The following is a 24,930-nucleotide window of genomic DNA, read 5'->3' as shown; positions in this document are numbered from 1 at the left end:
CCGTTAAACCTGCCGTGCGGGCAGAAGGTTGTCCCGGCTGCCTCCGTTGTTTCCGCTCAAGCAAATCAACCTGAGAACGGGTCTTTTTTTCTCTATTATAGCATACCGGAATTTAGAGCAGATGAACCGGAACCGAACCGAGTCCCGCAAAAAGCGGGCTGCTGCTTCTGCCGGATCTCTTAATTCCCCGGCCGCGGGTTGGAGGAAGCGCGGACGACGAGCTTCGTGGAAAGCCGTTCATGGAACGAAGCGGGAAGCTCACCCTCTTCCGGGGAAGCGTTAATCCGCTTCAGCAGGGCATCGGCCGCGAGAAGTCCCATCTCGAAGAACGGGACATAGACGGAGGTCAGCGGCGGATCGCTGAGCTTGGCGGCTTCGGAATCGTCATATCCGACGATGGCAAGATCTTCTCCCGGGAAGATGCCCCGTTCTTTCAGGCCCTGCATGAGGCCGACCGCCATCCGGTCGTTCGATGAGAATACCGCATCGACACGGCTGCCGAGTTCGGCAATTCGTGCCGCCGCCGCATAGCCGCTTGTCCGGCTGTAGTTGCCTTCCAGAATCAGCTCGGGCTCCGGCGCCAGACCCGCTTCGTTCAAGGCCCGGTAATAGCCCCGCAGGCGGTCCGCGCTGTTCGAATACTGCGGCGACCCGTTCAGAAACGCGATCCGCCGGTACCCGCCTTCCAGCAAGTGCTTGACCGCCTCGTAGCAGCCCTGCTCATGGTCGGCGTCCACAACGCTGTAGGTCTCCCCTTCGTAGTGCTGATTGATCAGCACGAACGGCATTTCCTGACGATCGAGTTCCCGGAACCCTTCCCGCTGTGCGGGCACGTCCAGCGCCCCCAGAAAAATACACCCGTCCACTTTGCGGGAACGGTAAGGCTCCGTGTAATCCACGGATTCGTGGGGAGAACGGAACATGACCAGCATATCGCAGCCGTGCCTGCGGACCCCTTCGCCGATTCCGCTCAATATTTCCGAGAAATAATACGTCGAAAACAGATGCACCTTCGGCACATACGGCAGAATCAGTCCGATATGACCGCTTTTCCCCAGAGCGAAGCTGCGGGCCACCGCATTGGGATGATAGTTCAGCTCCTTGGCGGCCGCCAGTACTTTCTGCTTCGTGCTTTCCTTCATAGGCCCTACATTGTTAAAAACGCGGGAAACCGTCGCTTCGGATACACCCGCCATCTTTGCCACATCTTTTCTAGTTACCATGCCGCTACCCCTTAGCTGGCGTTCCTTACCGCCCGGTTTCTATGGATATTTCAATGGAAATATACTTAGTTGGATCATAATCGTTCGATTCGATAAGATCGTTATCGTTTATTGTAAGAAATTTTTCGGATAAAATAAATGAACGCGTGTTCATTTTCTCATGTCCAGCGGCTTTCCGTCAATCGGCGGCAGGTGCTTTCCGTCTGCTCCGGCCCTACTTGCGCTCGCCTATCCGACCGACTATGCTAAGATTATGAAAGCGCCCTAAAACAAGCTGCGCGTGCAGCATCGAACAACAATCACGGTTGCGACCAAAGCCCGCCAGGACAACCGCTTGTCATATAAGGAGTTGAGCGAAAATGAAACTGCTCGTCGTGGAAGACGACCGGTCGGTGTGCGAAATGCTCCGCCCTTTTCTGGAACGCGAAGGGACCGTTACGTTCGTGCATACGGGCTCCGAAGCCGAATCCCTGATCCGTGAAGCCTCCTGGAACCTGATTATCCTGGACTGGATGCTTCCGAACCGCAGCGGGATCGAGCTGTGCCGGATGATCCGCACGACACAGGACACCCCCGTTATTCTGCTGACGGCCCGCGGAGAAGAAGGCGACCGGGTACTCGGACTGGAATCCGGCGCGGACGATTATATCACGAAGCCGTTCAGTCCGCTGGAGCTTCTCGCACGCATCAAAGCGATTATGCGCCGCTATCACAGCGGGCCCGGCAGTATGGCCGACAACGGTGCTGCGGAGTCCGCGTTCCCGGAGGATCTTGTCGAAGACAACGGGGAGCGGCTCGTCCACAAAGATATCAAAGTCGATACGAGCACGCGCGAGGTCTACGTCGGCCCGGATAAATTCACGAACCTGACGCCCCGGGAATTCGATCTGATCTCCCTGCTCGTCCGCTATCCCAAACGCGTGTTTACCCGGGAGCAGCTTCTCGAATCTGTGTGGGGGTACGACTTTTACGGGGATGAACGCACGGTCGACGTCCACATCAAGAGACTCCGCACCAAAATCGGCAGCGCCGAGAGGCCGTTGATCGCCACGGTCTGGGGAGTCGGCTACAAATTGGAGGAATAAGATGAAGTTCAGGCTGATTCCGACCCGGCACCGTTTCACGTTTTTCCAGAGACAGTTTGTCTCGCTGCTTTTCCTGTCTCTGCTTGTGCTGGTGCTCGTCAGTTTTATTTTCGTCTATTTGTTCAAGATCCACATTTACGACGAGAAAACGGAAGAGCTCGAGAGCGCCGGTGACACGATTTCGCGGCTGATCCTCCGGGAGGAAGTCGTGCCCGAATTGACGCTGAGCGCCTACCGCACGGTTCTGAGGGAGCGCGGCATTTCCTTTATCGCCATGAATGCGAAAGGGCAGCTTTATTTTAAAGACCAGCGCACCACTCCTCCGACGTTCCGGTCCAAAACGTTCATGGACAGCCTGCTCGCCCAGATCCCCAAGCTTCAGAGCGGCAAAGCCCTGATCGTGGAAGAAAGCGGACCGGACCCCTATCTGGTATATCCGTACGAGCTTAAATTAAAGCATTCCGACGGCAAAAATTATTTGTTTGTCATGTCTCCGGTCAAAGGAATGACGCAAACGCTCTCCCGCGTTTACGAAATGGTCGTGCTCGCCGGTATCGTGGTTTTTGTGCTCGCCATGATCGTCGCGCTTATCGTTTCGCGCAATATGAGCCGGGCCGTCCTTTCGATCCGGCAGGCCACCCGGCGCATCGCCGACGGGCGGTACGATACGCGCTGCGATCTCGCGCGGACGGACGAGCTAGGGGATCTCTCCCGGGATTTCAACCGGATGGCGGAACAGCTGGAGTTCACTTCCCACAAGCTGGAGCGTATCGAAATCAAGCGGAGGCGTTTTATTACCGATGTGACGCACGAACTGAGAACGCCGCTCACCTCGATCCGGGGGATTGTCGAAGGTCTGAAAAGCGAGTACATCACCGGACACGAAGAGCAGGTCAAATACTACGGCATCATTGAGCAGGAAACGCTCCGGCTTATCCGTCTCATCAACGAACTGCTGGATATGGAGAAAATACAGAACGGTCTCATCACGCTGCGCCGCGAATATTATCCGTTGAATGATTTGCTTGAAGTGCTGAAAGAATCCTTCGAATTCCTGATCGGGGACAAAGACCTTCATCTGGAAATCGACTGCCCTCCGGACACGTTGATTTACGGCGATTATGACCGTTTAACGCAAATTTTGATTAATCTGATTAAAAACAGCATCCAGTTCACGTCTCACGGCACCATCCGTATGACGGCGAGACAGACGGAGACCGCCACCGAGCTGAGCATCTCGGACACGGGACGGGGGATGACCGCCGAGGAGATGGAGCAGATCTGGGATCGTTTCTACAAGGCCGATCCTTCCCGCTCCAAAGACCGGAGCGAGACCGGCCTCGGGCTTTCGATCGTGAAGCGGCTCATGGAGGCGCACGACGCCGAAATACGCGTGTCGAGCGTGCCCGGCCAAGGCACCACGTTCCGCCTGCTTTTTCCCGTCAAGCCGGGAGAAGCGGCTCATACGGGAGAGTTGCCGGGAGGAGGATAAGTCTAAGAGCGGCGGCTTTCGGCGCTTGACCTTTCTTTTCCGCCGCTCGTTCTTCCCGCTTCTTACGATGCTCCTCCAACCAAAACGGCCCGGCTGACACCGCCCGGCCGTTTCTTTTTCATCTGCGTTTGTTGTACTTGTAGTACCGCAGTACCTTCGCGTAGATCCGCTTATCCTGCAGGACTTTAAAAATATACGGGTCCGGCTTCGTATTCACTTCCAACACCCACGGCTTAAGCTCCTGATCGACAGCGACATCCAGCCCGATTTCCCGGATACCCGGATACTTCGAATGGAGAGCAAGAGCAGTGCTGTGAGCCAGCCGTTTAAGCTTGGCTTTGAAGCGCTTCAACTCTTTGGCGCCAAAATAGGGGCCGAGTAAGGTCTCAACGGAACGCAGCGTTCCTCCGCTGTGGTAGTTCGTAACCACCTTGCCGGTTTGGGACACTCTGCCGATCATTCCGCTTACTTCCCATTGCCCCCCCGGATTGCTCTGCACCATGACCCGTAAATCGAACACGTTCTTGTCATGCTTCAGCATGTGAATGCCCTTTTGAGCCAAATATTTGCGTCCGCTCGTTGCCGTCTTCAGCGATTGATACAGGTCCTTGTAAGTTTTAAAGCTTCGGGTCGTCTTCAAGTGCCGATACCGGTAAGGCTTGGCGTCTTTTTCGTTGTAATCCACCCGCATTACGCCCCTACCGAACGTCCCGCAGTCGGGTTTTACGTACACCATGCGATATTTGTCCAACATATCACGTAGCGATTTTTCCGACAGGATCCGTGTCGGCGGTATATGAGGACGTACGGCCGTGCTGTGCAGGACAGCCTCTGTTTTTACCCACTTGCTCAGGACATATCTTCTCATCCTGTGCCTCCTCCTATCCATCCGCAGACGTACCTGCTAGAATCAGATTTTTCAAACCTGCCATTAGCTTATGAGGCCGGGCCAAGGATCGTCACGGACAAACGCCTGCCGGTGAGAAAAGGCAACCTTAAGGGCCAATTTTCCGTTAGTAAGAAAAAGAAGCGAGGTGAACCCCGTGAGAAGAAAGTACGTGTCCGTCGTCTTGATGATCTTGATCGGCATGATGATAAATCCTTATCACGCGAATGCGCTCGATTATGCGTTTATTCCGCTTAAAGAACTCGCGGAGGATTCCGACGTTATTGTGACGGGAACGGTACTCCGGGAAGAGAAATCGGATTCTAACAACCATTACACGCTTCAACCCGATCAAATCCTTAAGGGCGATATGGATGTCAAGGAGCTCATCCGGATAAGAGTGCTTCAATTCGCCGATGAGGGCAAAATGTTTCCGGGCAAACGTTACCTGCTTCTCCTCAAAGCCGGAAACCCGTTTATCGTGAACGGGGTGCATCAAGGCTTTATCCAGCTTTCCGGCGGGAAGCCTTTCTCCCGGTTTTACAAACCGGAAGAAGTTACGGCCCTGCTGGACAAACTGGGCGCAAAGATCAAGGAATCCTCCTCGGCCGTAACTTCTTCGCCCTCGCCGGGAAACGTCTCTCCGTTACCCGAATCCGTTTCGGTCGGGGTGCGGCCGGCCGAACGGGCGGCCCCGGGTCCCTGGGAGAAAAGAAAGCCCGCGGAACCTTTTATTCTCTCGGAGTGGTACGGGCCTCTATTCCTGGCCGCAGGTCTGGCAGCCGGCACCATAACCGCCTTTGCAGCCGAAAAACGGGCCCGCAAACAACAAACGGAGCGGGACAGCCACGACCCGGACTAGCGCCGAAGCATTCAAAAAAAGCCGCCCCGCCCAAATCGGCGGAACGGCTTTCATTTATAACGGAGGACCGGAAAATAATCCCCGGTCCTCCTTGTTTATTTAAGGCGCGTTTGTCAGGAACTGCGCATTCGGATTTTTCTCCATGGCGGACCGCAGGGCGTACTCGCTCTCGAACAGGGCAACATAGTTGCCTTTCTTGTCCGTGACAAGCTGCGAGTTGATGCGGAAGCGGGACGGGTCGATCTTCTCGTCGACAATCCATCTCGCGAACTGGAAGCCCAGACGCAGAAGCTGGATATCTACCCCGTACTCGGCCTTCATCCGGTGCTCGAACACTTCGAACTGAAGCTGGCCGACTACCCCGAGAATCGTATCGTCAAACGCTCCGGTAGTCCGGAACACCTGGATGGTTCCTTCCTCCGTAAGCTGGTCGATTCCCTTCTGATACTGTTTGTGCTTCAAGGCGTTCTTGACGGTTACTTTGCTGAAAATTTCCGGCGAGAACGTAGGCAGCTCATCGAACACGATTTCTTCCTTCTGGCTGAGAGAGTCCCCGATTCTGAAAATACCCGGGTCGAACAACCCGATGATATCTCCCGGATACGCCTCCTCCACAATGTCGCGGTCCTGTGCCAGAAACTGCTGCGGCTGAGAAAGCTTAATTTCCTTCCCGGCACGCACATGCTTCACAGACATGCCTCTCTGGAATTTGCCCGACACGATCCGCAGGAACGCGATACGGTCCCGGTGGGCCGGATTCATGTTGGCCTGGATCTTGAACACATACCCCGAGAAGTTCTCTTTGGTCGGTTCTACCATTTCGCCCTGCGTGTTTTTACGCGGCTCGGGAGCCGGTGCCAGTTCCAGGAAGTTTTCCAGGAACGTCTGGACGCCGAAGTTGTTGACGGCGCTGCCAAAAAATACCGGCGTCAGCTCGCCTTTCATCACTTTCTCGTAATCAAACGGGTCGCCGGCAACGTCCAGAAGCTCCAGCTCTTGTCCGAGCTGCTCGTACATATGCTCGCCCGCGATTTCCTTGATAACCGGGTCCTCGTAGCCTTCTACCTTGCGGACGGCAACCTGCTTATGATCGTCGCCCTGGAACAGCTCCAATTGGGTCCGCTGGCGGTCGTATACGCCGCAGAACCGCTTGCCCATGCCGATCGGCCAGTTCATGGGGTATGAACGGATACCGAGAACCTGCTCCAATTCTTCCAGCAGCTCGAACGGATCACGACCTTCACGGTCGAGTTTGTTGATAAACGTGAAAATCGGAATGCCTCTCATGCGGCATACCTGGAACAGCTTGATCGTCTGAGCCTCGACACCCTTCGCAACGTCGATCAGCATCACCGCGCTGTCTGCGGCGGTCAGGGTACGGTACGTATCTTCACTGAAATCCTGGTGACCCGGGGTATCCAGAATATTGATCTTGTGTCCGAGATAATCGAACTGCATAACGGACGACGTAACGGAGATCCCCCGCTGCTTCTCGATCTCCATCCAGTCGGAAGTCGCATATTTGCCGACTTTGCGGCCTTTAACCGTTCCAGCGAGACGGATCGCGCCTCCGAAGAGCAGCAGCTTTTCCGTCAGTGTAGTTTTACCCGCATCGGGATGGGAAATAATGGCGAACGTGCGGCGCTTGGCCGCCTCGGTTTGAAGCTCTTTTTGTAAAGGTGTACTCATGGTTGGATCCTTCCTGCTTTCTTTATAGTTCATCTTATGCCGCGGCCCGCTTCCGGTGCCTGCGGCGTCACACGCTCTTCTTGTTTAATGCGATCGTCCAGTGCGCTTCCTTCAGCCATCTACGCTGGGCGTATTCGCGGCCGCGAACCACGACCTTATTCTCGAAAACCTGGACGTAAAGACCTTGCGTCTTCGATTTTCGGGCATCCGGCAGAGCCTTGTTCAATGTCCGGCCGACCGATGAGTTGTGAAAATAATGAAACGGCTCCTGCAAATAGTGGGCCGATCCGTTCTGGAAATCCTGATGCCGGTGCCCGCAGAAGACGAAAACGTTCTTGTACGGGGCGATCAGCTCTCGGATTTCCTTGCCGCGGACGATCTGGTGGCTTCCTCCGCTGCGTCCCTGCATCGGCAGAGGCTGGTGGATCATAATGAAGATCCGCGCCGTTTTGTCCAGTCCCGCCAGTTGGGCTTTAAACCACTCCATCTGCGCGTCCGTGTACCAGGCGCCTTCACCCGCCTCGGGCTTCTCCTGCATATAGCCTTCCTGTGAAAGCAGCAGAATGGTGCAGCCCTCCAGATCCATCCGGTTATACGGCTGTTTGTACCCGAAAAATGTTAAAAATCTTTCCCTGGCCATCGCGTCGGTTTTGCCGTTGGGCATGCCCTCCCGGTTAAACTTGCCGGCTTTGTCCAGCCAAAGATCGTAATATTCGTGATTCCCCATATTGGCGTGCACGGGCGGAAGCTTGTACGCCTTCATAAGCCGGCCTAGCTCCTTGTAATCCCGCTCTCTCCCGTAGTCCGTACAATCGCCGGTCAGAAGGAGAACATCCACCGGCTGCTTCATGGCCGTCATATCGCTCAAAGCGGACTTAAAATGCTCCAAAGTCAGCGGATCGTCGGGCGAAGCGTGGATATCGCTCATAATCGCGAAAGTGGCGAGCGCCTTCCCCGCCTGCGGATCATCCGGAAGCTGAAGATCCTCTCCGGCCGGGAGCTCTTCGGCTTCTTCCGCCTTGACTACGGCAGACTCACGGTCCGAAAGACCGGATTTCCGCCTTAATCCGCTTAATACGGTTCCCGCACCGGCTCCTAGCAGAATGGCGAAAAATGCGGTCAGCCATTTGAGAAACGAGCGCCTGTCCATCTGCCAGCTCCTTCCGGCTAAGCTTCCCCCTATTATAACCCGTTTTTTGCCGCACTGCACGCGGATTCTTCAAGTCCCTTCCGAAAAAAAATCATAAAATAAACTAACATTATTAGTGAAATATATAAACTTTTTACGGTAAATAACCGATTAGGTGAAAGTAAACAATTATTAAGAAATGAGGGAAATCATGGAATCCAACCATCTGCTTTTTAAGAGGAACAAACTGCTCAACCGCATTCTGTGGATAATGCTCGCCCTGGGTATCGTAATCGATCTTATGACGGCAAGCTTAGAGGTTGTTCTTGTGCTTGCCGTTGTCGGTATAGTGATTTGCGGAATCAGCACCCTGATGTCGGTTAAACACATAGCGCCTCAGCTCGTTATGTATATTGTCCCGGTGAACGTAACCGTTTTGACCACCCTGCTGATTTACGCCGAACCGCTGACGAGCACGTATTACCTCATTTTTGTCAACATCGCGTTGATGACCCTCTACTCCAATTATCGGCCTATCGTATTCTCCGGCATACTTGGAGGGGCATTAACGGCCTTTTTATTCATCCAACCGCGTTTTTACGAAGCCATGTTCCCCAAAGAATCCCTCGCCAACCTGCTGCTCTATGTCGCCATGATTACCGCGGCTTCCGCCGCTTCCGCACGATTCTCGGAGAAACTGCAAACAGAAGTACTGGAAAAACAGGCGGAGACCCTGGGAGCGAAGGCTCAGACGGACTCGCTGCTGGAACAGGTCGGCTCTACGGTGCATGTGTTAAATGAATTCAACGCCACGCTCAAAACGAATGTGGCTACAGCCGGCAAAATTTCGCAAGAGGTCACCGCCACGTTCGGCGAAGTCTCGACCAGCGTCGAGCATCAGACTCAAATTGTGGTGGATATCAGCGGTTACGTCCAGGAAGTCGAACGGGTCGTCTCCAGCGTAGCCGATGGCTCCGGTACGCTCCAGCGGCTGTCTACGGAGAATATCAGCCTGACGAATCAGGGAAGCGAACAGGTTCATGCCCTCAGCGCGGAAATCGGAACCGTCTACACCATCATTCACCGGACCGTCCAAATGATGAATGATCTGAACGAACAAGGCGTACGCATCGGCAGCATGGTCGGGCTAATCAACGACATCACATCTCAGATCAACCTGCTTGCGCTCAACGCGGCAATCGAGGCCGCCCGGGCCGGAGAGCACGGCAAAGGCTTTGCCGTCGTATCCGACGAAGTCCGCAAGCTCGCCGAGAACTCCCGCCGCTCCACGGAAGAGATCAACGACATTCTCCAGGGCATCCGCCGCACGAGCATCGAGGTGACCAAACAGGTGAATCTCGGGAAGCAGGCGATTACGGCGGGACGCGACGCCACCGAACAGGTCGAGAGCATCATCCGGCGGGTAGCCGACAACACCGGGCTCGTCAAAAACCAGTCCGATCAGGTGGAAGAATCCGTTGCGCTGCTGCAGGAAGAGTACCGCAAAATTTCTCACGAAATCGTCGCCATAGCGGGAAGCACGGAACAGAACATGGCTTCCTTCGAAGAGATTATGGCGGGACTTGAGAATCACGATGCCCGCATTAAAGATATCGTAACGAGCTACCAGCGCCTGGACAGCCTCATCACGAATTTGCAGGCCATGACCCACGGTTAAAGAAAACAGGAACACCCCGGCACGAGGGTGTTCCTGTTTTCTTTTTTTCAAGAGCCGACGGCAGGCAGGACGATTTCCGGCTGTTCCGGATTCGGAAGCAGCCAGCCGTAAGCGGGTTTATTCAGGTAGAGGCGGCTTACGTCGCATACGACGGGTACGACCATCCCTCCCTTGTAGTGGAAAGGCTCCGCAATACGCTCAAGCTTGATCCGGAACGCCATGCGCAGAGCCTTGCACAGTTTGGGTTCCATCAGCGCCACGATATGCGTGCAGCCACGGTTTTCACAGTAATGTACGATGAGCGAAATGAGCTTGTCCAGGTTGCGGCCCCGGTACTCCGGAAGGAGTGCCACCTTGTCGACCTCCACAGCCTTGCCCGGCGCAAGCGCGGGATGTTCAGAGAACGGAGCGAGAGCGTCGAGCAGATGACGGCCGGGGTCATAGCGTTTGAACTCAACCGTCCCGGCCGCTTCATCGTCATCAGAGATTATCAGATAGCAATCCGCGTCCCGGCCGGTAAATTCCAGCTCAAAGCCCTGCTGCTGCCAGACCCGGGTCCAAATACGGTCAAATAAAATGAAGTCGTCCAGACTGTCCCCTTTTCTATACATCTCTCTTCTCTCCCATCTTAAAATTCCATAGATTTACAATTTAGTTATACATCTTTTCTTTACTTTTATCGTCAATATACATAATATTTTACATATAAAGCAATTTACAGGTCAAAAAGAAAAAGGCCTTTCCGACCCGCCGACCGACAGCGGGATAGAAAAGCCTTTTGATCTAACAGCCTAACAACCTGAATTAACGAACCGAATGCGCTAAAATTCTCTTCATGTACGAGCGTCTGGCGGCCAGGAAATAAAGCGTCTGCATCAGAGCGAAAATAACGAACACCACCGCCGCATAAGGCCATATGTTCGAGATCAGCATATTACCGAGCGCCTTCATCGCAAAGGACGTATGGACAAGTCCGACCACAAGGGGGATAAAAAAGATCATCCCGACCTGCTTGGAAACCGTCCGCCTGATTTCCTGATCCGTGATCCCTATCCGGGTGAGAGCTCGGAATTGGGCCTGGTCCTCTTCGATCTCGGTAAACAGCTTGAAATAAATCATGCTGCCCGAAGCGATAAAGAAAAGAAAACTGACGAAAATTCCGATGAATAGCATCAGCGACATCAATTGTTTCGTTTCCAGGTACTGATTGACACGAGTCCCGAAATTCTGCTTCTCCTGCTCGGGCACCATCTTTTCGATCTGATGCACGGTCGAAGAGGCTTCCTCCCAATTTTTGATCTCGTAGCCGTATAAGACGTTTTTGTCCTCGTTCGGGGTGGCGTCCATCATTTCCTTGAACTCCGACGCATCCGTCACGAGCAAAGTCGAGATATCGAACTGAGTGGGAAAAACGGACCCGTTAATTTGTTCGTCCAGCGTAAAGGTTCGGGTTCCCGTTTTCAGCTTCGCTTCCAGGTTTTGACCGGGGGTGAAAGACTTGCGCTGCTGCTCCTTATACGGGTAAATGTACGAGGCATGACCCCGCTCCACCCGCAGCTCCGGCCTGCTCAGCCGTCTGGCCTGGGTGTTGTAGTCCTCCTCCGAGACGATGAACAGCTGCTGCTCCCGGACTCTGCCCCCCAGTTCGACGGGGACCCGGACCGGAATACCCGCCATCCGCACCTCATAATCCAGCTCCACCCCGTTTTGTTTCAGGGTGTTTTTCAATACATCCGGATCCAGTACGCGGTGACTGTCCAGCCCTTTTTCCGCAAAAGCGATGGATTGAGGATAATGGTCCATGAGCTGGTTGCGGGTATCTTTAAGGATCACATATACCGTACCGGATGCGGACAAAATGACAGCCGACAGGATAGACACCATAAAAAGCATCCGCGCATTATCTTTCAGCTTGAACGTCAGCTGCGAAATCGTAATCAGATTCGTCTGATTGTAGTAAAGCGAAGTCCGGCGCTGGAGTCTCCGGAGAATAAACACACTGCCCTGGGTGAACAAAAAATACGTTCCCAGCACCGTAAGAAAGACGACCGGCATGAAATACAGAATAAAATTCATAACCGTGATCTGATAAGCCAGCGTGTACCCCGCGATCAGACAGACGGCCGAGAGGAGCACGAGCCAGATCGAGAAAGCCGGCATCTTTTTCGGCTGTTTGGAGGCCCGGAGCAGATCGATAATTTCCGCGCGTCCCACCTGATAAAGGGTCAACAGGGTAATGGTCAGAAACAACAGCAGAAACCCGATAACCGTGAGCAGAACCGCCTTTAAAGGAATGACGAACCGGATCGGGGAATCGACGTCAAGCAGCCGGGCCAGCCCCATAAAGAACAGCTTGCTGAACAGCGAACCGATTCCGATGCCGCAGGCGACGGCAAGAATGGAGATAATCACATTCTCCAGCAGCACCATCCAGCGGATCTGTCCTTTGGTCATGCCGAACAGCGTCAGCAGGCCGAATTCTTTTTTCCGTGATTTGAAAAAGGCCGACATCGAGTAAAGGATAAAGAAGAAAGAGAAAATGATAATGATATAATCGCAGGCGATCATCATTTCCCGGATCTTAGATGCCGCCGGCATCGAACCGTTTATGACGTCCGGATGCAGAATAAACGCGGAATAAATATAAAAAATCGTAACGGAGAACACGCTGCTCCAGAAAAAAGCGCCGTACTGGTGCCAATTGCCGCGGATATTTTTAAGGGCGAGCTGTCGAAAATTCATCGAAATTCCCCCCAAGCACACTTAACGAATCGAGAATCTGCTGGAAAAAGGCCTGCCGGTTCGCTCCCCGTCTCAGTTCGGAGAACAGCTTCCCGTCCTTGATGAACACAATCCGCTTGCAGTAGCTCGCCGCAAAAGGATCGTGCGTTACCATCATAATGGTGGCGCCCAGCTGCTCGTTCAGCTCCTTCAGCGATTCCATCACATCCTTGGCGGCTTTGGAATCCAGGTTGCCCGTCAGCTCGTCCGCAAGCAGGATGGACGGCCTATGGATAATGGCCCGGGCGATGGCCGCCCTCTGCTTCTGCCCGCCGGACACTTCGTAAGTCCGTTTGTCCAGGATCGCCGTGATTCCGAGCAGCTCGGCGCACGGCTTAAGCCGGCTCTCGATTTCCGCCACCGGCTTTTTGTCCAGGGCAAGCGGCAAAATTATATTTTCCCGGATCGACAAGGTGTCGAGAAGATTGAAATCCTGGAAAATAAATCCCAATTCACGCCGCCGGAACAAGGCGAGCTGTTTCCCCGATAAAGCCGCGGGGTCCGTTCCGTTGATCTCGATATGGCCGCTCGTCGGTTTGTCTATCGTAGCCAGTATGTTCAGCAGCGTCGTCTTGCCGCTTCCCGAAGGCCCCATGACGCCGACGAATTCCCCTTCGCCGATCTCGAGGCCGATGTTCTCCAATGCTTTATAGGTCAAATTGCTTTTCGTCCCGTATATTTTCGTTACCTGCTCGGCTTTTAAAACGGCCATTCGGTATCCCTCCATTGATCGTGTCTATGTTCCTAGTATAGACCTCTGAGGAGAAGCTACCTATTGATTTGCCTTTCAATGCGGCGGGCCAACCTTACATTTTCGTCACCCGGGCTATTCTCCGCCCGCTCCATCCCGCTCTCCGAACCGGTGGAGACCCTGGCTCTGAAACATCAGGATCACCGTCGTTCCTTGGCCGGGCTCGGATTGTATGTCGACCCGGTGTCCCAGCCGGGACATCACCTGCTTGACGAGATACAGCCCCATCCCCGTCGACTCCGTAACGACGCCCCTTCCGTTCTCTCCCGTGAAAAAAGCGTCAAAGACCCGCGGCAAATCTTCCGGAGTGATTCCGATTCCGCTGTCTTGAACCGTGAGCCGGGTCCCGTATGACTGCTCTTCGATCCGGATAAGGAGCGGCTTGTTCCCTTCCCGCTTCCGGGAGTACTTGATCGCATTGCCGATAAGCTGGTGAAGCACGAACGAGAGCCACTTCTCGTCGGTTTCCACATAAATATCCGGGGCGGACGACTCGATCTTCGGAAAGATAGACGCCCGGATACAGGCTTTCTTATAGTCGTTCACGTTCCGCCGGGCTACGGCCGTAAGCTCAATCCGCCGCGGATGGACATCCAGCTCGAATTTTTCGAGCCTGGCCGTGTAGAGCATCATCTGGAGACCCGAGGCAATTTTCTCGTTCTCCTCCTGAATGCTCGAGAGAAGCTCTTTCATCCGGTCCCGCGGTCCCGGCGCTCCTTCCGACTGCTGGATAAGCAGGTCGATGACGGAAACTGGTGTTTTGAGCTGGTGGACCCACTGGTTCGTAAAATGCAGATGCTGCTCCTGAGCCGCCCGATAAGAAGACAGCGTGGACAAATAAGCCCGGTGCTGCTTCTGCAGCAGCTCGTTGACCGCCTGCTGCTCCTGCGTCCGGGACGGCAGGAATAAAGCATTGTCCAGCGAGCTTTGGGCGGATTCGCCGAGCCTCTTGTTCAGCGCGCTTGCGTAACCGGCCTGCCGGACATAATCATAAATCAGTACCGCCGTCCACACGGCTCCGGCCAGCAGGAACAAGTACACCAGATTGTCCGGTTTAACGGGCAGCCCCGCCTCCATACGGTCCAGCCACAACACGACCAGAATAAGCAGGATAGCGAAAAAGAAGGCCGCCGTGTACAAAAGCCGGTCGAACAAAAATCGCTTCCACGTCCAGGCTTTGTCATGCATCGCCGGTGTTCCCCCATTCCGTCTGAAGACGGTAACCCTGGCCCCGGACCGTTTCGATAATTCCCGGCAGGCCGATTTCTTCCAGCTTTCGCCTTACCCGCGTGACATTCACCGTCAGCGTGTTGTCATCGACGAAATGGACATCGTCCCAAAGGGCCTCCAGCAGCTCCTCCCTGCTTGCAATACTTCCGGCCTTCTGGGCCAGGCAGTCGAACAGCAGCAGCTCGTTTTTCGTCAATTCCATCCGTTTCCCGGCGAATTCCAGACTGTTCTTCATCCGGTCCAGCTTCAGGCCGTTCAGCTCCCATTCGTCTCTGGACGGCTGCGCCTGGGCGTATTCTCCGTATGCGCGCCGTAGCGCGCCCTTGACCTTGGCCAGCACGACGTCGAGATTAAACGGCTTCGTCAAATAGTCGTCACCGCCGTTTTCGATCGCCATCACCTGGTCCATCTCCCCCGTCCGCGCCGACAGGAAAATAATCGGCACATTGGAGAACGTGCGGATTTGACGGCACCAGTAGAACCCGTCGTAGCGGGGAAGGTTAATATCCAGCAGAATCAGATCCGGCTCCAGTTCGGCGGCCTCTCCCTTAATATCGTGAAACCGCACCGCGCGGAAAACCTCGTATTCATATTTGATTAAAGTATCTTTCAAAATGTGGGCGATTTTATCATCGTCCTCGACAATCAGAATGCGGTACATGCTTACCTCCCGGTGTTCCCCTAATACGGACCCACATTTTTTCTCATTCAATTATGCAACCAACAAAAGGAGCACCCGTTAGCCTAAGCCGCAGGGTGCTCCCGTGAACCTCTTGTTTGTGAAACCGGAACGGCCGGTTTAGGACTGGCTCGCCCAGATAACTTCGCCTTCATGCTGGCCGTTCACCGGCCACCACTTGAATCCGTCCGCGGCGAGCAGCTCGTTGGCTGCGTCCGGGCCCCAGGAGCCTGCCGGATAATGGGCAAGGTCTCCGTCGTTTTCTCTCCACGCCTGAGCGATGGCATCCACGTACTGCCACGCGTGCGCCACTTCGTCCCAGCGAGTGAAGTAGGTGGAATCTCCGCGCATAGCGTCGAAGATCAGACGCTCGTATGCTTCCGGCGTGTTAAGCCCCACCTGGCAGCTTTGGCAGAAATCCATCGCGATCGGGATAATGACTCCCTCGGCGCCCGGTTTTTTGGCATTCATTTGCAGATAAATGCCTTCCATCGGGTTCACGCGGAATACGAGCAGGTTCGGCTGCAGGTCATGCTTGTTAGCCAGGTAAACGTTGTCCGGCACGTTCTTGAACTCCACGACAACCTCCGTGGATTTCACGGGCAGACGCTTGCCGGTACGGATGTAGAACGGAACTCCCGCCCAGCGGAAGTTGTCCACAAAAACACGTGCCGCCAAATACGTTTCCGTGTTTGATTCGGGATTGACGCTCTCTTCGCTGCGGTAAGCCGGCATTTCCTTGCCGTTCAGCTGTCCGGCCGTATACTGGCCGCGCACGACATTCTTATTGACCTCTTCGGCGGACTCGAAAGGACGCAGGGAACGCAGCACCTTTACCTTCTCATCCCGGATATCTTCCGGATGAAGACGGCTCGGCGGCTCCATGGCCATCATGGCAAGCATCTGGAGCATATGGTTCTGCGCCATATCGCGCAGAGCCCCCGAATGGTCGTAATAACCGCCGCGGTCTTCGACGCCGACGGTTTCGCCCAACGTGATCTGAATGTTGGCTATGTACTTGTTATTCCACAGCGGCTCGAAAAAGGCGTTCGCAAAACGGACCACTTCAATGTTTTGGACCATCTCTTTACCCAGGTAATGGTCAATGCGGTAAATATCTTTCTCCTCGAACACTTGACGGAGCTGCTGGTTCAGCTTGCCTGCCGATTCAAGATCGTAGCCGAACGGCTTCTCGATCACGAGACGATGCCAACCGGTAGTTTCAAGCAGACCGCCTTCGCGGAGATTATAAGACACGTTGCCGAACAGCTCGGGAGCAAGCGCCAGATAGAACAAACGGTTGCCGTTGGTCTGGAATTTGACGTCCAGCTGCTGCGTCAGCGTGTTCAATTGGCGGAACCCGTCCACATTGTTAATGTCGAGCGGCAAATATTCGAAATGTTCCGCAAATTTAGCCCAGTCCTCGTCGTCCTGCACATGATGACGGGCGAATTCGTTAATGGAATCACGCAAATCTTCACGGAACTGCTCGTTCGTCCTGGAACGGCGCGCAAGTCCGATTACGGCGAAATGTTCATTCAGCTTGCCTTCACGGTATAAGCTGTAAAAGGCGGGAAACAATTTTCTCTTGGCCAAATCTCCTGTAGCTCCGAAAATCAGAAAAACAGCACCATTCATCGTCGCATCATTCTTTCTCTGTGGTTTTAGATTAGAATAAGCATACCGAAATTGCATAAGGGATTCAACTTTTTTTCACAAACCGGGCATCTGTCCAATCCGTTTCCGCCTTCCCGCCATAGGCTGTTATCAGAATTCTCCCCATGGAGGTGCAGCACGGTGCAGCGAATCGATCCTGCAAAGAGTGAACAAATCCGGCCCCATATCGGCAGACCCGTTCTCGTTTACTTAAGAGACGGCGCGGAAATTTTCGGTATACTTAGCCGGCTCGATCAAGGAAATCTGATTCTAAACGAAGAACCAGGTGTAAAAAATCTTTCTCCCAAAACAACCAAAAAATTAAAAGTGGCCAAGAAAGGCGGCAAAAAATCGGTCAGACTTGCTGCCGAAAAAAGTCAGCCCGTCATAGCCCGTCCTGCGGGGTATACCCCCATCGTGCTGGACCGAAATTTTATTGTCGCTCTCATTGTACTTCAATAGAAAGCGGGCCATTCACTTTACTATCCCCCAAAACCAGGAATGGACACATTCCTGGTTTATTCTTTTGCCGGAGCGGAGAACATTTTTTTAAAGCTCTTTTTCCATTAAATGAAGACGAAGCTGGGGCACATAACTTTTGACGCTGTATCCTTTCGACAGATAGAAGGAAATGGCCTTCTCATTTACCGAATCCACATACAGCCGCGAAGCCCTGCATTTCAATTTACGGCCGTATCTTTCGGCGTGCTCCATCAACGAAGTCCCCAGCCCCCGTCCTTGAAAGCGCGAATCGACCGCCAGCATATCGACAAACAAGCTGTCATCCGACACCTGAACGCTGACAAAACCGGCGGCTTGCGCCCCTTCGTCAGCCACGAAGGTTTCTCCCAGCTTGAATCTCTTCTTCATTTCCGAAAGGTTAACGTCCGCCTCCGGCACAGTCATTCTTGTGTAGGGCAAGAGCTCCTTTTCAGTCAGACGCACCAGTATCCTGTCATCCTTGGCCGGAATTCGTTTGCGGATCAAGAAACATCGCCTCCACATGGTTTGCAGATACTGCATCGTATGCGAAATGGCAGGCTTTGCTCCGTAAACAGGTGTTTATCCTCCAAGATTTTACCGTTTATTTCTTATACTTTTTGGACATGCCCCACATAAAGACCACGCATAGGACAAGAAAGCCGATGATGACCAATATCGTTGACCCGTTCACTGTCAAATCCCCTTTATTTTTCCCTATCTCATATGCCTTCATTGTAAGTCGCCGGAAGAGAAGCGTCAAACCGTCTTCCTGTCCTTACCCCTCTTATCGGCGCTCAGCGTTCGTAGTTCCATCGTTAGGCGATAAAAAAATTTTATAAAGTTGTCTAACTTCATGCTTTCAAAACGATAAAAACGTGGTAATATGATTGTAACTATATGGAAATCGAAAAAAGAAGGAATTCTTAAAAGCACGTTCATGAAAGGTGGCGGACGGTTATGTATATAGTTACACCCCAGTACGTCAATGAGACGTACCGCAGTCATTCCCATTTATTTCGGATTCAGGCCATCCGCCGTATGAACGGGCTGGGCCCTGTAAGCCCGCGCGGACCCTTTCCCGAGATGCTCTATACCCGGCAGGATCGGAGCGGCAAGGCAGGCCCGGCGGAGCAAGGCCAAACGAGCGGGCTACCTGCTGAGCAGCGGGACGCCGCTTCCGGCAAAGAAGCTCAGCGGCAATCCGGTATGCCCGCAATGCTTCGCAGGCTGGGAGAAACAAACGAGTGGAAACGGCCCAAAGATGATGACCGTTCCCGTCCGGCGGAGCAATCTGAGGAAGCGGAGGAATCGCTTGTTCAGACGCACGCAGCTATGCAGCAGATGAAGCTAAATAAAGCTCTGCAAGCCTACCGCCCGTTCGTCCGGAAGCAGATTGCCCTAGAATCCGCTGTATAAAGGGAAGCCCGCACCGCCATTCCGCGGTACGGGCTTTTTAGGTTGCGCTTTATTCCGCCAGACCATGCTTAAACGCATAAATGGCCGCTTGTGTGCGGTCTTCCACGCCCAGCTTGGCCAAGACATTCGTTACATGGAATTTAACGGTTTTAATTCCGATGAATAAATCATCGGCCACTTCCTGATTCGATTTGCCCGCGGCAATGAGCCGGAGCACTTCCATTTCGCGCTCGGTCAAATCTTCATGAGGAGCAGCGGCGGGCTTTGGCTGCCGGAACCGGTTCATCAGCTTCGACGCTACCTGCGACTCCAGAATGGATTGCCCTTTCGCAGCCGCGCGGATAGCCTGGGCGATTTCCGTGGCGCGGGAAGTTTTGAGCAGATAGCTGAACGCTCCCGCTTCCAGAACCGGATACATCTTCTCGTCATCGAGAAAGCTCGTTAACACGATAACTTTGCAGTCCGGGTAAAGCTGGAGCAGCTTGCGCGTCGTTTCTATGCCGTCCATGCCCTCCATGACCAGGTCCATCAGCACGACGTCCGGTTTGTATTCCTGTGCCAGGCGAATCCCGTCTTCCCCGTTGCTGGCTTCGCCGACCACCTCGATTCCCTCTTCCGTACCAAGAACAGCCGCCAGCCCGATCCGGACCATCTCGTGGTCGTCCACCAGCAGCACTTTAACCATGTCCACTATGCTTCCTCTCCTTCCGTCATTATCGGTACCCGGATTTCGATACGGGTTCCGCTTCCCGGAGCCGTAACCAGTTGAAGAGATCCTCCGATCTCGTTCACCCGTTCCCGCATCGTGGATAAACCGTAAGATGTCTGTTTTTCCTCGTCCAGATCGAAACCTACCCCGTTATCGCGGATAAGCAGACGGACCCAGCCCGATTTTTGCTGCATCCGCAGCTCCAGCCGGGTCGCTTTCGAATGCCGCAGGGCATTCGACATGGCTTCCTGGACAATCCGGAACAGATGATCCTCGATTCCTTTGGACAGGGCAATTTCATCGTCCACTTCCCATATAATGTCCATGGGAACTTTCGCTTTCAATTCCTGCAGCAGCCGGATCAGCCCTTCGGAAAGCTGTTTGCCTTCCAGGTGAACCGGACGCAGGTGAAGCAGCAGCGCCCTCATTTCGGATTGGGCCACAGAGGACATTTCCTCAATGAGGTGAATCTGCCGTTGGGCTTTCTCGAAGTCCTTGTCCAGCGTGCGGAGCGCCGCCGTAGCCGTCATCGAGATCGCGAACAGTTGCTGGCTAACCGCATCATGCAGTTCCCGCGCCAGACGCTGCCGCTCCTCAATGATGGCGGAAACACGTGCCTTCTCCGCAAGCTGGGCGTTATTGTTCGACAAACGCTGGAGAGAAGCGACCTGCTCCTCCCACTTTTTCAGGATGCGGCCAAGCTGTTCGCCCAAACGCCCGATCTCATCCTCGCCCAGCGGAGGCAGGGTCGAGCGGGAAATGCTGCCGATCTCCAGCATCTGCATCGTTTCCATCAGCAGCTCCAGCCGCCGCGTCGTGCGGTTGCTGCTCCAATACCCGTAAGCCGCCCCCAGAATGATCGAGCCGCCGACGAGCATGGCACCGATTTTGATCCCTTGGGCCCACATCTCGGGCGGTGTTATAAATTTAGCGGTATAAAGCACATAGACGATAAAAGTAAGCACCGCCAGACAAAGAACAATGGATTCCGCCATGCTTCGCCAGATCATATTAGTCAGTCTTTTTTTGTAGCTGTCCACGGCACCATTCTCCTCTCTTGTCAGTAGACGGTTTCGTTCTAAAGCATGCGAACGTCTATATCCCCTACGATATAAGAGACGATTAGTTTCACCTGATGTTCTCTCGTCTCGTAATTAGGAGATATCCAATTAAGCTTATTGATAATTCCGGATTCTTTTTCCAGAGGCGAACTGATCTGTCCGACCGTAACCGAAGCTTCGATAGATACGCCTATTTCTTCGGGCACAATCAGCCGCACATCTCCGATAATCCCCTGCAGAACGAGCGTCGTTTCTTTTTTCTCCAGAATCGCGTAAGACAGGTCCAGGTGAGCTTCTCCGATAATGAACCAGATGCTGCTGTCTTTAAGCACCCAGGGCTCTTTGCCGGGACGGATGCTGTCAATCAGGGTCTGCTTCTGGATAAAATCGTCTCCGGGCTGTACCTTCTTGGACTTAATATAGAAAATCCCGAGCGAGATCAAGATAATCGCCAGCACCAGCGAGAAATTGTTGCCCAGCAGAATGACGGCTCCAACCCCCATAAAGGCAACGCCTTTCTTCTCGTTCTCATACCGGATTTTATAAAAGCCGAAAAACATCAGCAGCAGGGCAATCACCACAAATATACCGACCCACCGTTCCAGAATGAGGAAAATCCCCAGTGCGATCAACAGCATAGCCGTGTTCCGGTGGCGGTTATTTTTCATTTGTTGTTCCATGGGGCACCTCCTTTGCGGGCTGCAGTCTGCCTGAAATCTTTTCCGTCCGTCGTATCGCCTGACTCTTGCCGTTCCGTACCGTCATTTAGAGCCGCGAATCCTTACATAGCATATCACAATCGCCTATCCTCTCCAAGATAAGAAATGATGCTTTTATTGTAGCGAATCCGCTGCGCATCCGACACCGCCTATTGGCGGTCTAATCCCCTGGACCAAGGTCGGGGAAGGCGTTTTTCCGCTTCCGGCAAGGAATAATTCACGGGCCTTTATAAGAAAATAAGTCCAACCAAACTACGGCACAAGGAGATACTTCCATGACTAAACCTAACGCTGGAGCGCGTACCGCTCTGATCGCCCTATTATGCACGGCCGCAGCCGGTTTCGTTCCTGCATCGGCCATTTCCGCACAAGCGGCCGGAACCGGCTTGTCCTCTTTCGACACGTCCGGGGCCGGATCATCCGGCATCATCCTTCCCCACGGCCCGTGGACAGCCAGGCTTCAGGCCACGCCGTCGCATGCCGTCCCCCCGTCTTCCGGAGCCTTTTCCCGGGAAATTCGCGCACAGCTTTACGATGTAGACAAACAAAAGGTAGTTGAAACTCTTGTCGTCACGGACGAAATTCGCATCGAAGCTTCCCGCTGGCTGGCAAGCATTAAAGACATTGCCGTTCAGACGAAAATCGACAATGTACAGGGTGTCGTCCTGAAACTTCCGCTGGATCCTCCCCTTGCCGTAAATAACCGCTGGATGCAGGGCAGCTCCAATGAACTGTTCCTGTTTCTCGATCCGTCGCGGTTAAACGAGCCTTTGCTCCTCGTCTTCTCTACGACGGGAAAGCCGTTTCTGTTTAAAACCTCCGTCCAGGTTAAGCCCTTCCTTGAAAAAGAACGGCTGCTCCGTTATTTGAAGCCCGTTCCCGCCTCCGGGTAAACAGAAAATGCCGTATTTCCGGTTGAGCGTTCATCTTTCCGAACCGTGAAAAGCGTCCAAACGCAACCCTATTTTCCGCCGAACGTATGGAAGGGAAAGAAGCAAAATCGGTTGAGGAAGGCGGGATAACGAATGCGGGAAGACTGGAAATACCGGTACGACGAGGTGTTGAAAAAAGAAAGCCTGCTGCAAACGGTAAATAAGCAACTGGAAAAAGCTCAAGTCCGGCTGAAGCAGGCCGGCGAGCAGCGAACGGCAGCCGAGAAGGCTCTAAAGAGTGAAACGCGGGATGTCGAGCGTTTGGAGAAGGCGTCTCTTACCAATTTGTTTTATACCGTTCTGGGAAGGAAAGTCGAAAAACTGGAAAAAGAAGAAGCCGAAGCGATTCAAGCCCGCATCCGTGCGGAGGAAACAAGGCTGGCGGAAGATGAGTTAGCCCGGATGACAGCGGAACTTGAACAGCGCCGCTCCTCTCTGCTCGGCTGGGAGGAAGAAGCCGCATCTTTGCTTCAGGAAAAAGAAGAATGGCTGCGCGGCCGGAGCGAAGATTTCCGCCTGCAGTTGAATCGGCTCTACGAAGCCAAAAGACTGGCTCTCTCCGAGATCAAAGAGCTGGATGAAGCGCTCCAGGCGGGATACGAGCTCGTCGAATCTCTCGAAGAAGCTGAAAACCTGCTGAGGTCGGCCAAAAGCTGGGGAACTTACGATATGTTCGGCGGAGGCGTGATCGCCACCCATCTCAAACGCAGCAAAGCCAATGAAGCGATGGAACAGATCGAGTACGCTCAGGGTCTGATGAGCCGTTTCAAGCGCGAGCTGGAGGACGTCGGGGGCACTGCCGAGATGAACCTGGATTATAACGGTTTTCTGGGGTTTGCCGATTATTTTATGGACGGTTTTATTTTCGACTGGATTGTCCAGGGCCGTATCTCCGATCTCAAAGATGCGGTGTCCGAAAATATCGACCGGCTCCGGCAGTTGCTGCATGCGCTCCAGCAAAAGTATGAAGCTCGCTTAACGGACGAAGCCGGATTGACCCGGGACATTCATCTGCTTATTGAGCGTTCATAAGCTAACCGCCGCCCCTTCCGCCCGCGCCGACTTGCGGATGTCGAATGGCTTTTGCCGGGCGGACCGCGAATCAGATCTGCTCATTGAGCGTTCATAGGCACGTTCTTCGACAATCCCCCTCCAACCGGCGGTTTGTCGAATGGCCCTCGCGGGGGCGCGCGGTTCGCCCCGCGCCAAAAAGCCGTACAGCCCCGAAATCCCGGGCTGTACGGCTTTTCTTCTGCCGGACTAGAAAAAGTCCGGCAGGTAGCAGGTGCGGCGCGGCAGGACCGCCGCAAGCAGCTCTACCGATCGTTCGTCGCCTTGCAGACGACCGATCCGGTGCAGCTCGCCGGCGCTCTTGGCGCCGAGCAGCAGGACGGACAGCGTGCGGATATCGCACGCTAATCCGTCCGCTGCGGCTCCGCTGCCGCCGGCCGGCTCATCCGCGGTCTTCACGACGACCGCGGAGCCTTCCGGCGCGTTCAGCCTAAGCTCGAACGTGCCGTGGTTCCACGACGCCTGCCCGTCCGTTACGTGCAGGCGGAGAGACGCCTCCTGCGGCAGCCCCGTATGCCGCAGCTGCAGTTGGCCCAAGAGTCCCTCCACATCGACAATCCGGGCCGAAAAATACGAAACCAGCTCCTGTTTAATCCGCGGGTCATCCATCTCAAAGGCCAAATCCTCGTCTGGAGGAGCCTGCATAATGAGCTTGTCGAACATGGAATCGTGATCGCCGATAAACTTCCACAACCCCCGCTTCGCATCCTGATCGAGATAAACCAGCTGATGAATCTTGCACTCATGGTTTTCGATCCAATAATGCACATATCCTCTGGGCTCCCCGGCCGCATTCAGATACACCGCCATGTGCCCTTTCTTTTTAAGGAGACGGGTTTCCCACCATTCCTCAGAACGCGTAATCGGTCCGTTGAATTTGGCCGCGTACACATCATAGATCGGATTAAGCGCGGCCGCACTGGGAGCCGTCCGTATGATTCGCCCTGCCGCAGCGCCTAGCTTGGGAAGCTGTGAGGTTTGAAGTTCGATTTTTTTGAACGTCATGGCCAGCTCCCAACCATACTTCCGGTAAAACGCGAATGAAAACGGATGGAGATACGAAAGGGTCTGCCCGTTCTCTTTCATCACTTCCAGCGCTTTCGACAGCAGCTGTCCCACCATTCCCTGTCTGCGATTTTCCGGCCAGCTTGCAACGCCGGCGATCCCGCCCATTTTCAGCTTTTTCCCGTTTATCCAAGTTGTAAAATCCAGGAGGGTTAATTTCGAGGCCAGTTTCCCATCGATAAAATATCCCCAGGTTTCCTCGGGATTCATGATTGCGAGTCTTTCGACAAGCTCTTCCTCCTGCAGCTCGTATTGAAAAGCATACATCGACAAATCCAAGCTGTCCCGGAGTTCTTCCCGGCGCAGTCTTCTTATTTCACTCATAGGTTGACC

23 protein-coding genes are annotated in these 24,930 nt (G+C 53.9%); 8 read left to right on the top strand and 15 right to left on the bottom strand.

Annotated elements, in window-relative coordinates; genetic code table 11:
* Positions 1-179: 179 nt before the first annotated feature.
* Complete coding sequence (locus AC2TF6_RS05855; RefSeq protein WP_491310292.1) at positions 180-1,223, bottom strand: LacI family DNA-binding transcriptional regulator; 1,044 nt, start codon at positions 1,221-1,223, stop codon at positions 180-182.
* 359 nt (positions 1,224-1,582) lie between these two features.
* Here AC2TF6_RS05855 and AC2TF6_RS05850 point away from each other — a divergent pair, with 359 nt between their 5' ends.
* Both AC2TF6_RS05850 and AC2TF6_RS05845 read left to right on the top strand, forming a co-directional pair.
* Complete coding sequence (locus AC2TF6_RS05850) at positions 1,583-2,308, top strand: winged helix-turn-helix domain-containing protein (protein ID WP_491310291.1); 726 nt, start codon at positions 1,583-1,585, stop codon at positions 2,306-2,308.
* A gap of 1 nt (position 2,309) precedes the next feature.
* Positions 2,310-3,800: an ATP-binding protein gene (locus AC2TF6_RS05845; protein ID WP_491310290.1), complete on the top strand. Its 1,491-nt coding sequence runs from the start codon at positions 2,310-2,312 to the stop codon at positions 3,798-3,800.
* 118 nt (positions 3,801-3,918) lie between these two features.
* Here AC2TF6_RS05845 and AC2TF6_RS05840 read toward each other — a convergent pair whose 3' ends face one another.
* Positions 3,919-4,668: a YheC/YheD family protein gene (locus AC2TF6_RS05840; RefSeq protein WP_491310289.1), complete on the bottom strand. Its 750-nt coding sequence runs from the start codon at positions 4,666-4,668 to the stop codon at positions 3,919-3,921.
* 175 nt (positions 4,669-4,843) lie between these two features.
* Here AC2TF6_RS05840 and AC2TF6_RS05835 point away from each other — a divergent pair, with 175 nt between their 5' ends.
* Positions 4,844-5,548, top strand: a complete 705-nt coding sequence (locus AC2TF6_RS05835; RefSeq protein WP_491310288.1) for a hypothetical protein — start codon at positions 4,844-4,846, stop codon at positions 5,546-5,548.
* A gap of 99 nt (positions 5,549-5,647) precedes the next feature.
* Here the strand turns inward: AC2TF6_RS05835 and AC2TF6_RS05830 are convergent, their stop codons facing one another.
* Together AC2TF6_RS05830 and AC2TF6_RS05825 are read right to left on the bottom strand one after the other, a co-directional pair.
* Positions 5,648-7,237, bottom strand: a complete 1,590-nt coding sequence (locus AC2TF6_RS05830) for a peptide chain release factor 3 (RefSeq protein ID WP_491310287.1) — start codon at positions 7,235-7,237, stop codon at positions 5,648-5,650.
* A gap of 67 nt (positions 7,238-7,304) precedes the next feature.
* Complete coding sequence (locus AC2TF6_RS05825; RefSeq protein WP_491310286.1) at positions 7,305-8,387, bottom strand: metallophosphoesterase family protein; 1,083 nt, start codon at positions 8,385-8,387, stop codon at positions 7,305-7,307.
* 190 nt (positions 8,388-8,577) lie between these two features.
* Between AC2TF6_RS05825 and AC2TF6_RS05820 the strand changes: the two genes are divergently transcribed.
* Entirely contained in the window at positions 8,578-10,044 is a 1,467-nt protein-coding gene (locus tag AC2TF6_RS05820) for a methyl-accepting chemotaxis protein (protein ID WP_491310285.1), read from the top strand.
* A gap of 47 nt (positions 10,045-10,091) precedes the next feature.
* Here the strand turns inward: AC2TF6_RS05820 and AC2TF6_RS05815 are convergent, their stop codons facing one another.
* From AC2TF6_RS05815 to zwf, 6 genes are all read right to left on the bottom strand, one after another.
* Positions 10,092-10,655: a GNAT family N-acetyltransferase gene (locus AC2TF6_RS05815; RefSeq protein WP_491310284.1), complete on the bottom strand. Its 564-nt coding sequence runs from the start codon at positions 10,653-10,655 to the stop codon at positions 10,092-10,094.
* A 193-nt stretch (positions 10,656-10,848) separates the two neighbouring features.
* Positions 10,849-12,786, bottom strand: coding sequence for an ABC transporter permease (locus AC2TF6_RS05810; RefSeq protein ID WP_491310283.1), 1,938 nt, complete (start codon positions 12,784-12,786; stop codon positions 10,849-10,851).
* Positions 12,761-13,537: an ABC transporter ATP-binding protein gene (locus tag AC2TF6_RS05805; RefSeq protein WP_009673076.1), complete on the bottom strand. Its 777-nt coding sequence runs from the start codon at positions 13,535-13,537 to the stop codon at positions 12,761-12,763. Before AC2TF6_RS05805 ends, AC2TF6_RS05810 begins: the two co-directional genes overlap by 26 nt.
* Before the next feature lie 114 nt (positions 13,538-13,651).
* Positions 13,652-14,764: a sensor histidine kinase gene (locus AC2TF6_RS05800; RefSeq protein WP_491310282.1), complete on the bottom strand. Its 1,113-nt coding sequence runs from the start codon at positions 14,762-14,764 to the stop codon at positions 13,652-13,654.
* Complete coding sequence (locus tag AC2TF6_RS05795) at positions 14,757-15,467, bottom strand: response regulator transcription factor (protein WP_491310281.1); 711 nt, start codon at positions 15,465-15,467, stop codon at positions 14,757-14,759. Before AC2TF6_RS05795 ends, AC2TF6_RS05800 begins: the two co-directional genes overlap by 8 nt.
* 138 nt (positions 15,468-15,605) lie before the next feature.
* Entirely contained in the window at positions 15,606-17,123 is a 1,518-nt protein-coding gene (gene zwf, locus AC2TF6_RS05790) for a glucose-6-phosphate dehydrogenase (protein ID WP_491310280.1), read from the bottom strand.
* A gap of 159 nt (positions 17,124-17,282) precedes the next feature.
* On the opposite strand from zwf, the gene AC2TF6_RS05785 reads away from it, so the two are divergent.
* A complete protein-coding gene (locus AC2TF6_RS05785; protein WP_491310279.1) occupies positions 17,283-17,603 on the top strand; it encodes an LSm family protein in 321 nt (106 codons plus the stop codon).
* A gap of 87 nt (positions 17,604-17,690) precedes the next feature.
* Here the strand turns inward: AC2TF6_RS05785 and AC2TF6_RS05780 are convergent, their stop codons facing one another.
* Positions 17,691-18,128, bottom strand: a complete 438-nt coding sequence (locus tag AC2TF6_RS05780; RefSeq protein WP_491310278.1) for a GNAT family N-acetyltransferase — start codon at positions 18,126-18,128, stop codon at positions 17,691-17,693.
* Between the two features lie 453 nt (positions 18,129-18,581).
* Here AC2TF6_RS05780 and AC2TF6_RS05775 point away from each other — a divergent pair, with 453 nt between their 5' ends.
* Positions 18,582-19,040, top strand: coding sequence for a hypothetical protein (locus AC2TF6_RS05775; protein ID WP_491310277.1), 459 nt, complete (start codon positions 18,582-18,584; stop codon positions 19,038-19,040).
* Positions 19,041-19,089: 49 nt separating this feature from the next.
* On the opposite strand, the gene AC2TF6_RS05770 is transcribed toward AC2TF6_RS05775, so the two are convergent.
* From AC2TF6_RS05770 to liaF, 3 genes are read right to left on the bottom strand one after another with little or no spacing between them, the layout of a single operon-like run.
* Entirely contained in the window at positions 19,090-19,725 is a 636-nt protein-coding gene (locus AC2TF6_RS05770) for a response regulator (RefSeq protein WP_036739861.1), read from the bottom strand.
* Positions 19,726-19,730: 5 nt separating this feature from the next.
* Positions 19,731-20,789 (bottom strand): sensor histidine kinase, encoded by a 1,059-nt coding sequence (locus tag AC2TF6_RS05765; RefSeq protein ID WP_491310276.1) that lies wholly within the window; start codon positions 20,787-20,789, stop codon positions 19,731-19,733.
* Positions 20,790-20,827: 38 nt separating this feature from the next.
* Positions 20,828-21,490, bottom strand: coding sequence for a cell wall-active antibiotics response protein LiaF (gene liaF / locus AC2TF6_RS05760; RefSeq protein WP_491310275.1), 663 nt, complete (start codon positions 21,488-21,490; stop codon positions 20,828-20,830).
* A gap of 314 nt (positions 21,491-21,804) precedes the next feature.
* Between liaF and AC2TF6_RS05755 the strand changes: the two genes are divergently transcribed.
* Together AC2TF6_RS05755 and AC2TF6_RS05750 are read left to right on the top strand one after the other, a co-directional pair.
* Positions 21,805-22,422: a hypothetical protein gene (locus AC2TF6_RS05755; protein WP_491310274.1), complete on the top strand. Its 618-nt coding sequence runs from the start codon at positions 21,805-21,807 to the stop codon at positions 22,420-22,422.
* A 132-nt stretch (positions 22,423-22,554) separates the two neighbouring features.
* On the top strand, positions 22,555-23,493 hold the full coding sequence (locus tag AC2TF6_RS05750) for a hypothetical protein (RefSeq protein WP_491310273.1): 939 nt from the start codon (positions 22,555-22,557) through the stop codon (positions 23,491-23,493).
* 228 nt (positions 23,494-23,721) lie between these two features.
* On the opposite strand, the gene AC2TF6_RS05745 is transcribed toward AC2TF6_RS05750, so the two are convergent.
* Entirely contained in the window at positions 23,722-24,921 is a 1,200-nt protein-coding gene (locus AC2TF6_RS05745; RefSeq protein ID WP_491310272.1) for a GNAT family N-acetyltransferase, read from the bottom strand.
* Between the last annotated feature and the right edge of the window lie 9 nt (positions 24,922-24,930).

This window comes from Paenibacillus sp. JNUCC 35, from assembly GCF_058269095.1.
This window is presented reverse-complemented; position numbering and strand designations above follow the sequence as displayed.

Bases quoted from the DNA above. Each gene is read 5' to 3' on its own strand.
- AC2TF6_RS05825 (WP_491310286.1), bottom strand. From the start codon at position 8,387: ATGGACAGGCGCTCGTTTCTCAAATGGCTGACCGCATTTTTCGCCATT.
- AC2TF6_RS05795 (WP_491310281.1), bottom strand. From the start codon at position 15,467: ATGTACCGCATTCTGATTGTCGAGGACGATGATAAAATCGCCCACATT.
- AC2TF6_RS05770 (WP_036739861.1), bottom strand. From the start codon at position 19,725: ATGGTTAAAGTGCTGCTGGTGGACGACCACGAGATGGTCCGGATCGGG.
- liaF (WP_491310275.1), bottom strand. From the start codon at position 21,490: ATGGAACAACAAATGAAAAATAACCGCCACCGGAACACGGCTATGCTG.
- AC2TF6_RS05855 (WP_491310292.1), bottom strand. From the start codon at position 1,223: ATGGTAACTAGAAAAGATGTGGCAAAGATGGCGGGTGTATCCGAAGCG.
- AC2TF6_RS05815 (WP_491310284.1), bottom strand. From the start codon at position 10,655: ATGTATAGAAAAGGGGACAGTCTGGACGACTTCATTTTATTTGACCGT.
- AC2TF6_RS05845 (WP_491310290.1), top strand. From the start codon at position 2,310: ATGAAGTTCAGGCTGATTCCGACCCGGCACCGTTTCACGTTTTTCCAG.
- AC2TF6_RS05755 (WP_491310274.1), top strand. From the start codon at position 21,805: ATGACTAAACCTAACGCTGGAGCGCGTACCGCTCTGATCGCCCTATTA.
- AC2TF6_RS05800 (WP_491310282.1), bottom strand. From the start codon at position 14,764: ATGCATGACAAAGCCTGGACGTGGAAGCGATTTTTGTTCGACCGGCTT.
- AC2TF6_RS05810 (WP_491310283.1), bottom strand. From the start codon at position 12,786: ATGAATTTTCGACAGCTCGCCCTTAAAAATATCCGCGGCAATTGGCAC.
- AC2TF6_RS05750 (WP_491310273.1), top strand. From the start codon at position 22,555: ATGCGGGAAGACTGGAAATACCGGTACGACGAGGTGTTGAAAAAAGAA.
- AC2TF6_RS05745 (WP_491310272.1), bottom strand. From the start codon at position 24,921: ATGAGTGAAATAAGAAGACTGCGCCGGGAAGAACTCCGGGACAGCTTG.
- AC2TF6_RS05840 (WP_491310289.1), bottom strand. From the start codon at position 4,668: ATGAGAAGATATGTCCTGAGCAAGTGGGTAAAAACAGAGGCTGTCCTG.
- AC2TF6_RS05805 (WP_009673076.1), bottom strand. From the start codon at position 13,537: ATGGCCGTTTTAAAAGCCGAGCAGGTAACGAAAATATACGGGACGAAA.
- zwf (WP_491310280.1), bottom strand. From the start codon at position 17,123: ATGAATGGTGCTGTTTTTCTGATTTTCGGAGCTACAGGAGATTTGGCC.
- AC2TF6_RS05850 (WP_491310291.1), top strand. From the start codon at position 1,583: ATGAAACTGCTCGTCGTGGAAGACGACCGGTCGGTGTGCGAAATGCTC.
- AC2TF6_RS05775 (WP_491310277.1), top strand. From the start codon at position 18,582: ATGTATATAGTTACACCCCAGTACGTCAATGAGACGTACCGCAGTCAT.
- AC2TF6_RS05820 (WP_491310285.1), top strand. From the start codon at position 8,578: ATGGAATCCAACCATCTGCTTTTTAAGAGGAACAAACTGCTCAACCGC.
- AC2TF6_RS05830 (WP_491310287.1), bottom strand. From the start codon at position 7,237: ATGAGTACACCTTTACAAAAAGAGCTTCAAACCGAGGCGGCCAAGCGC.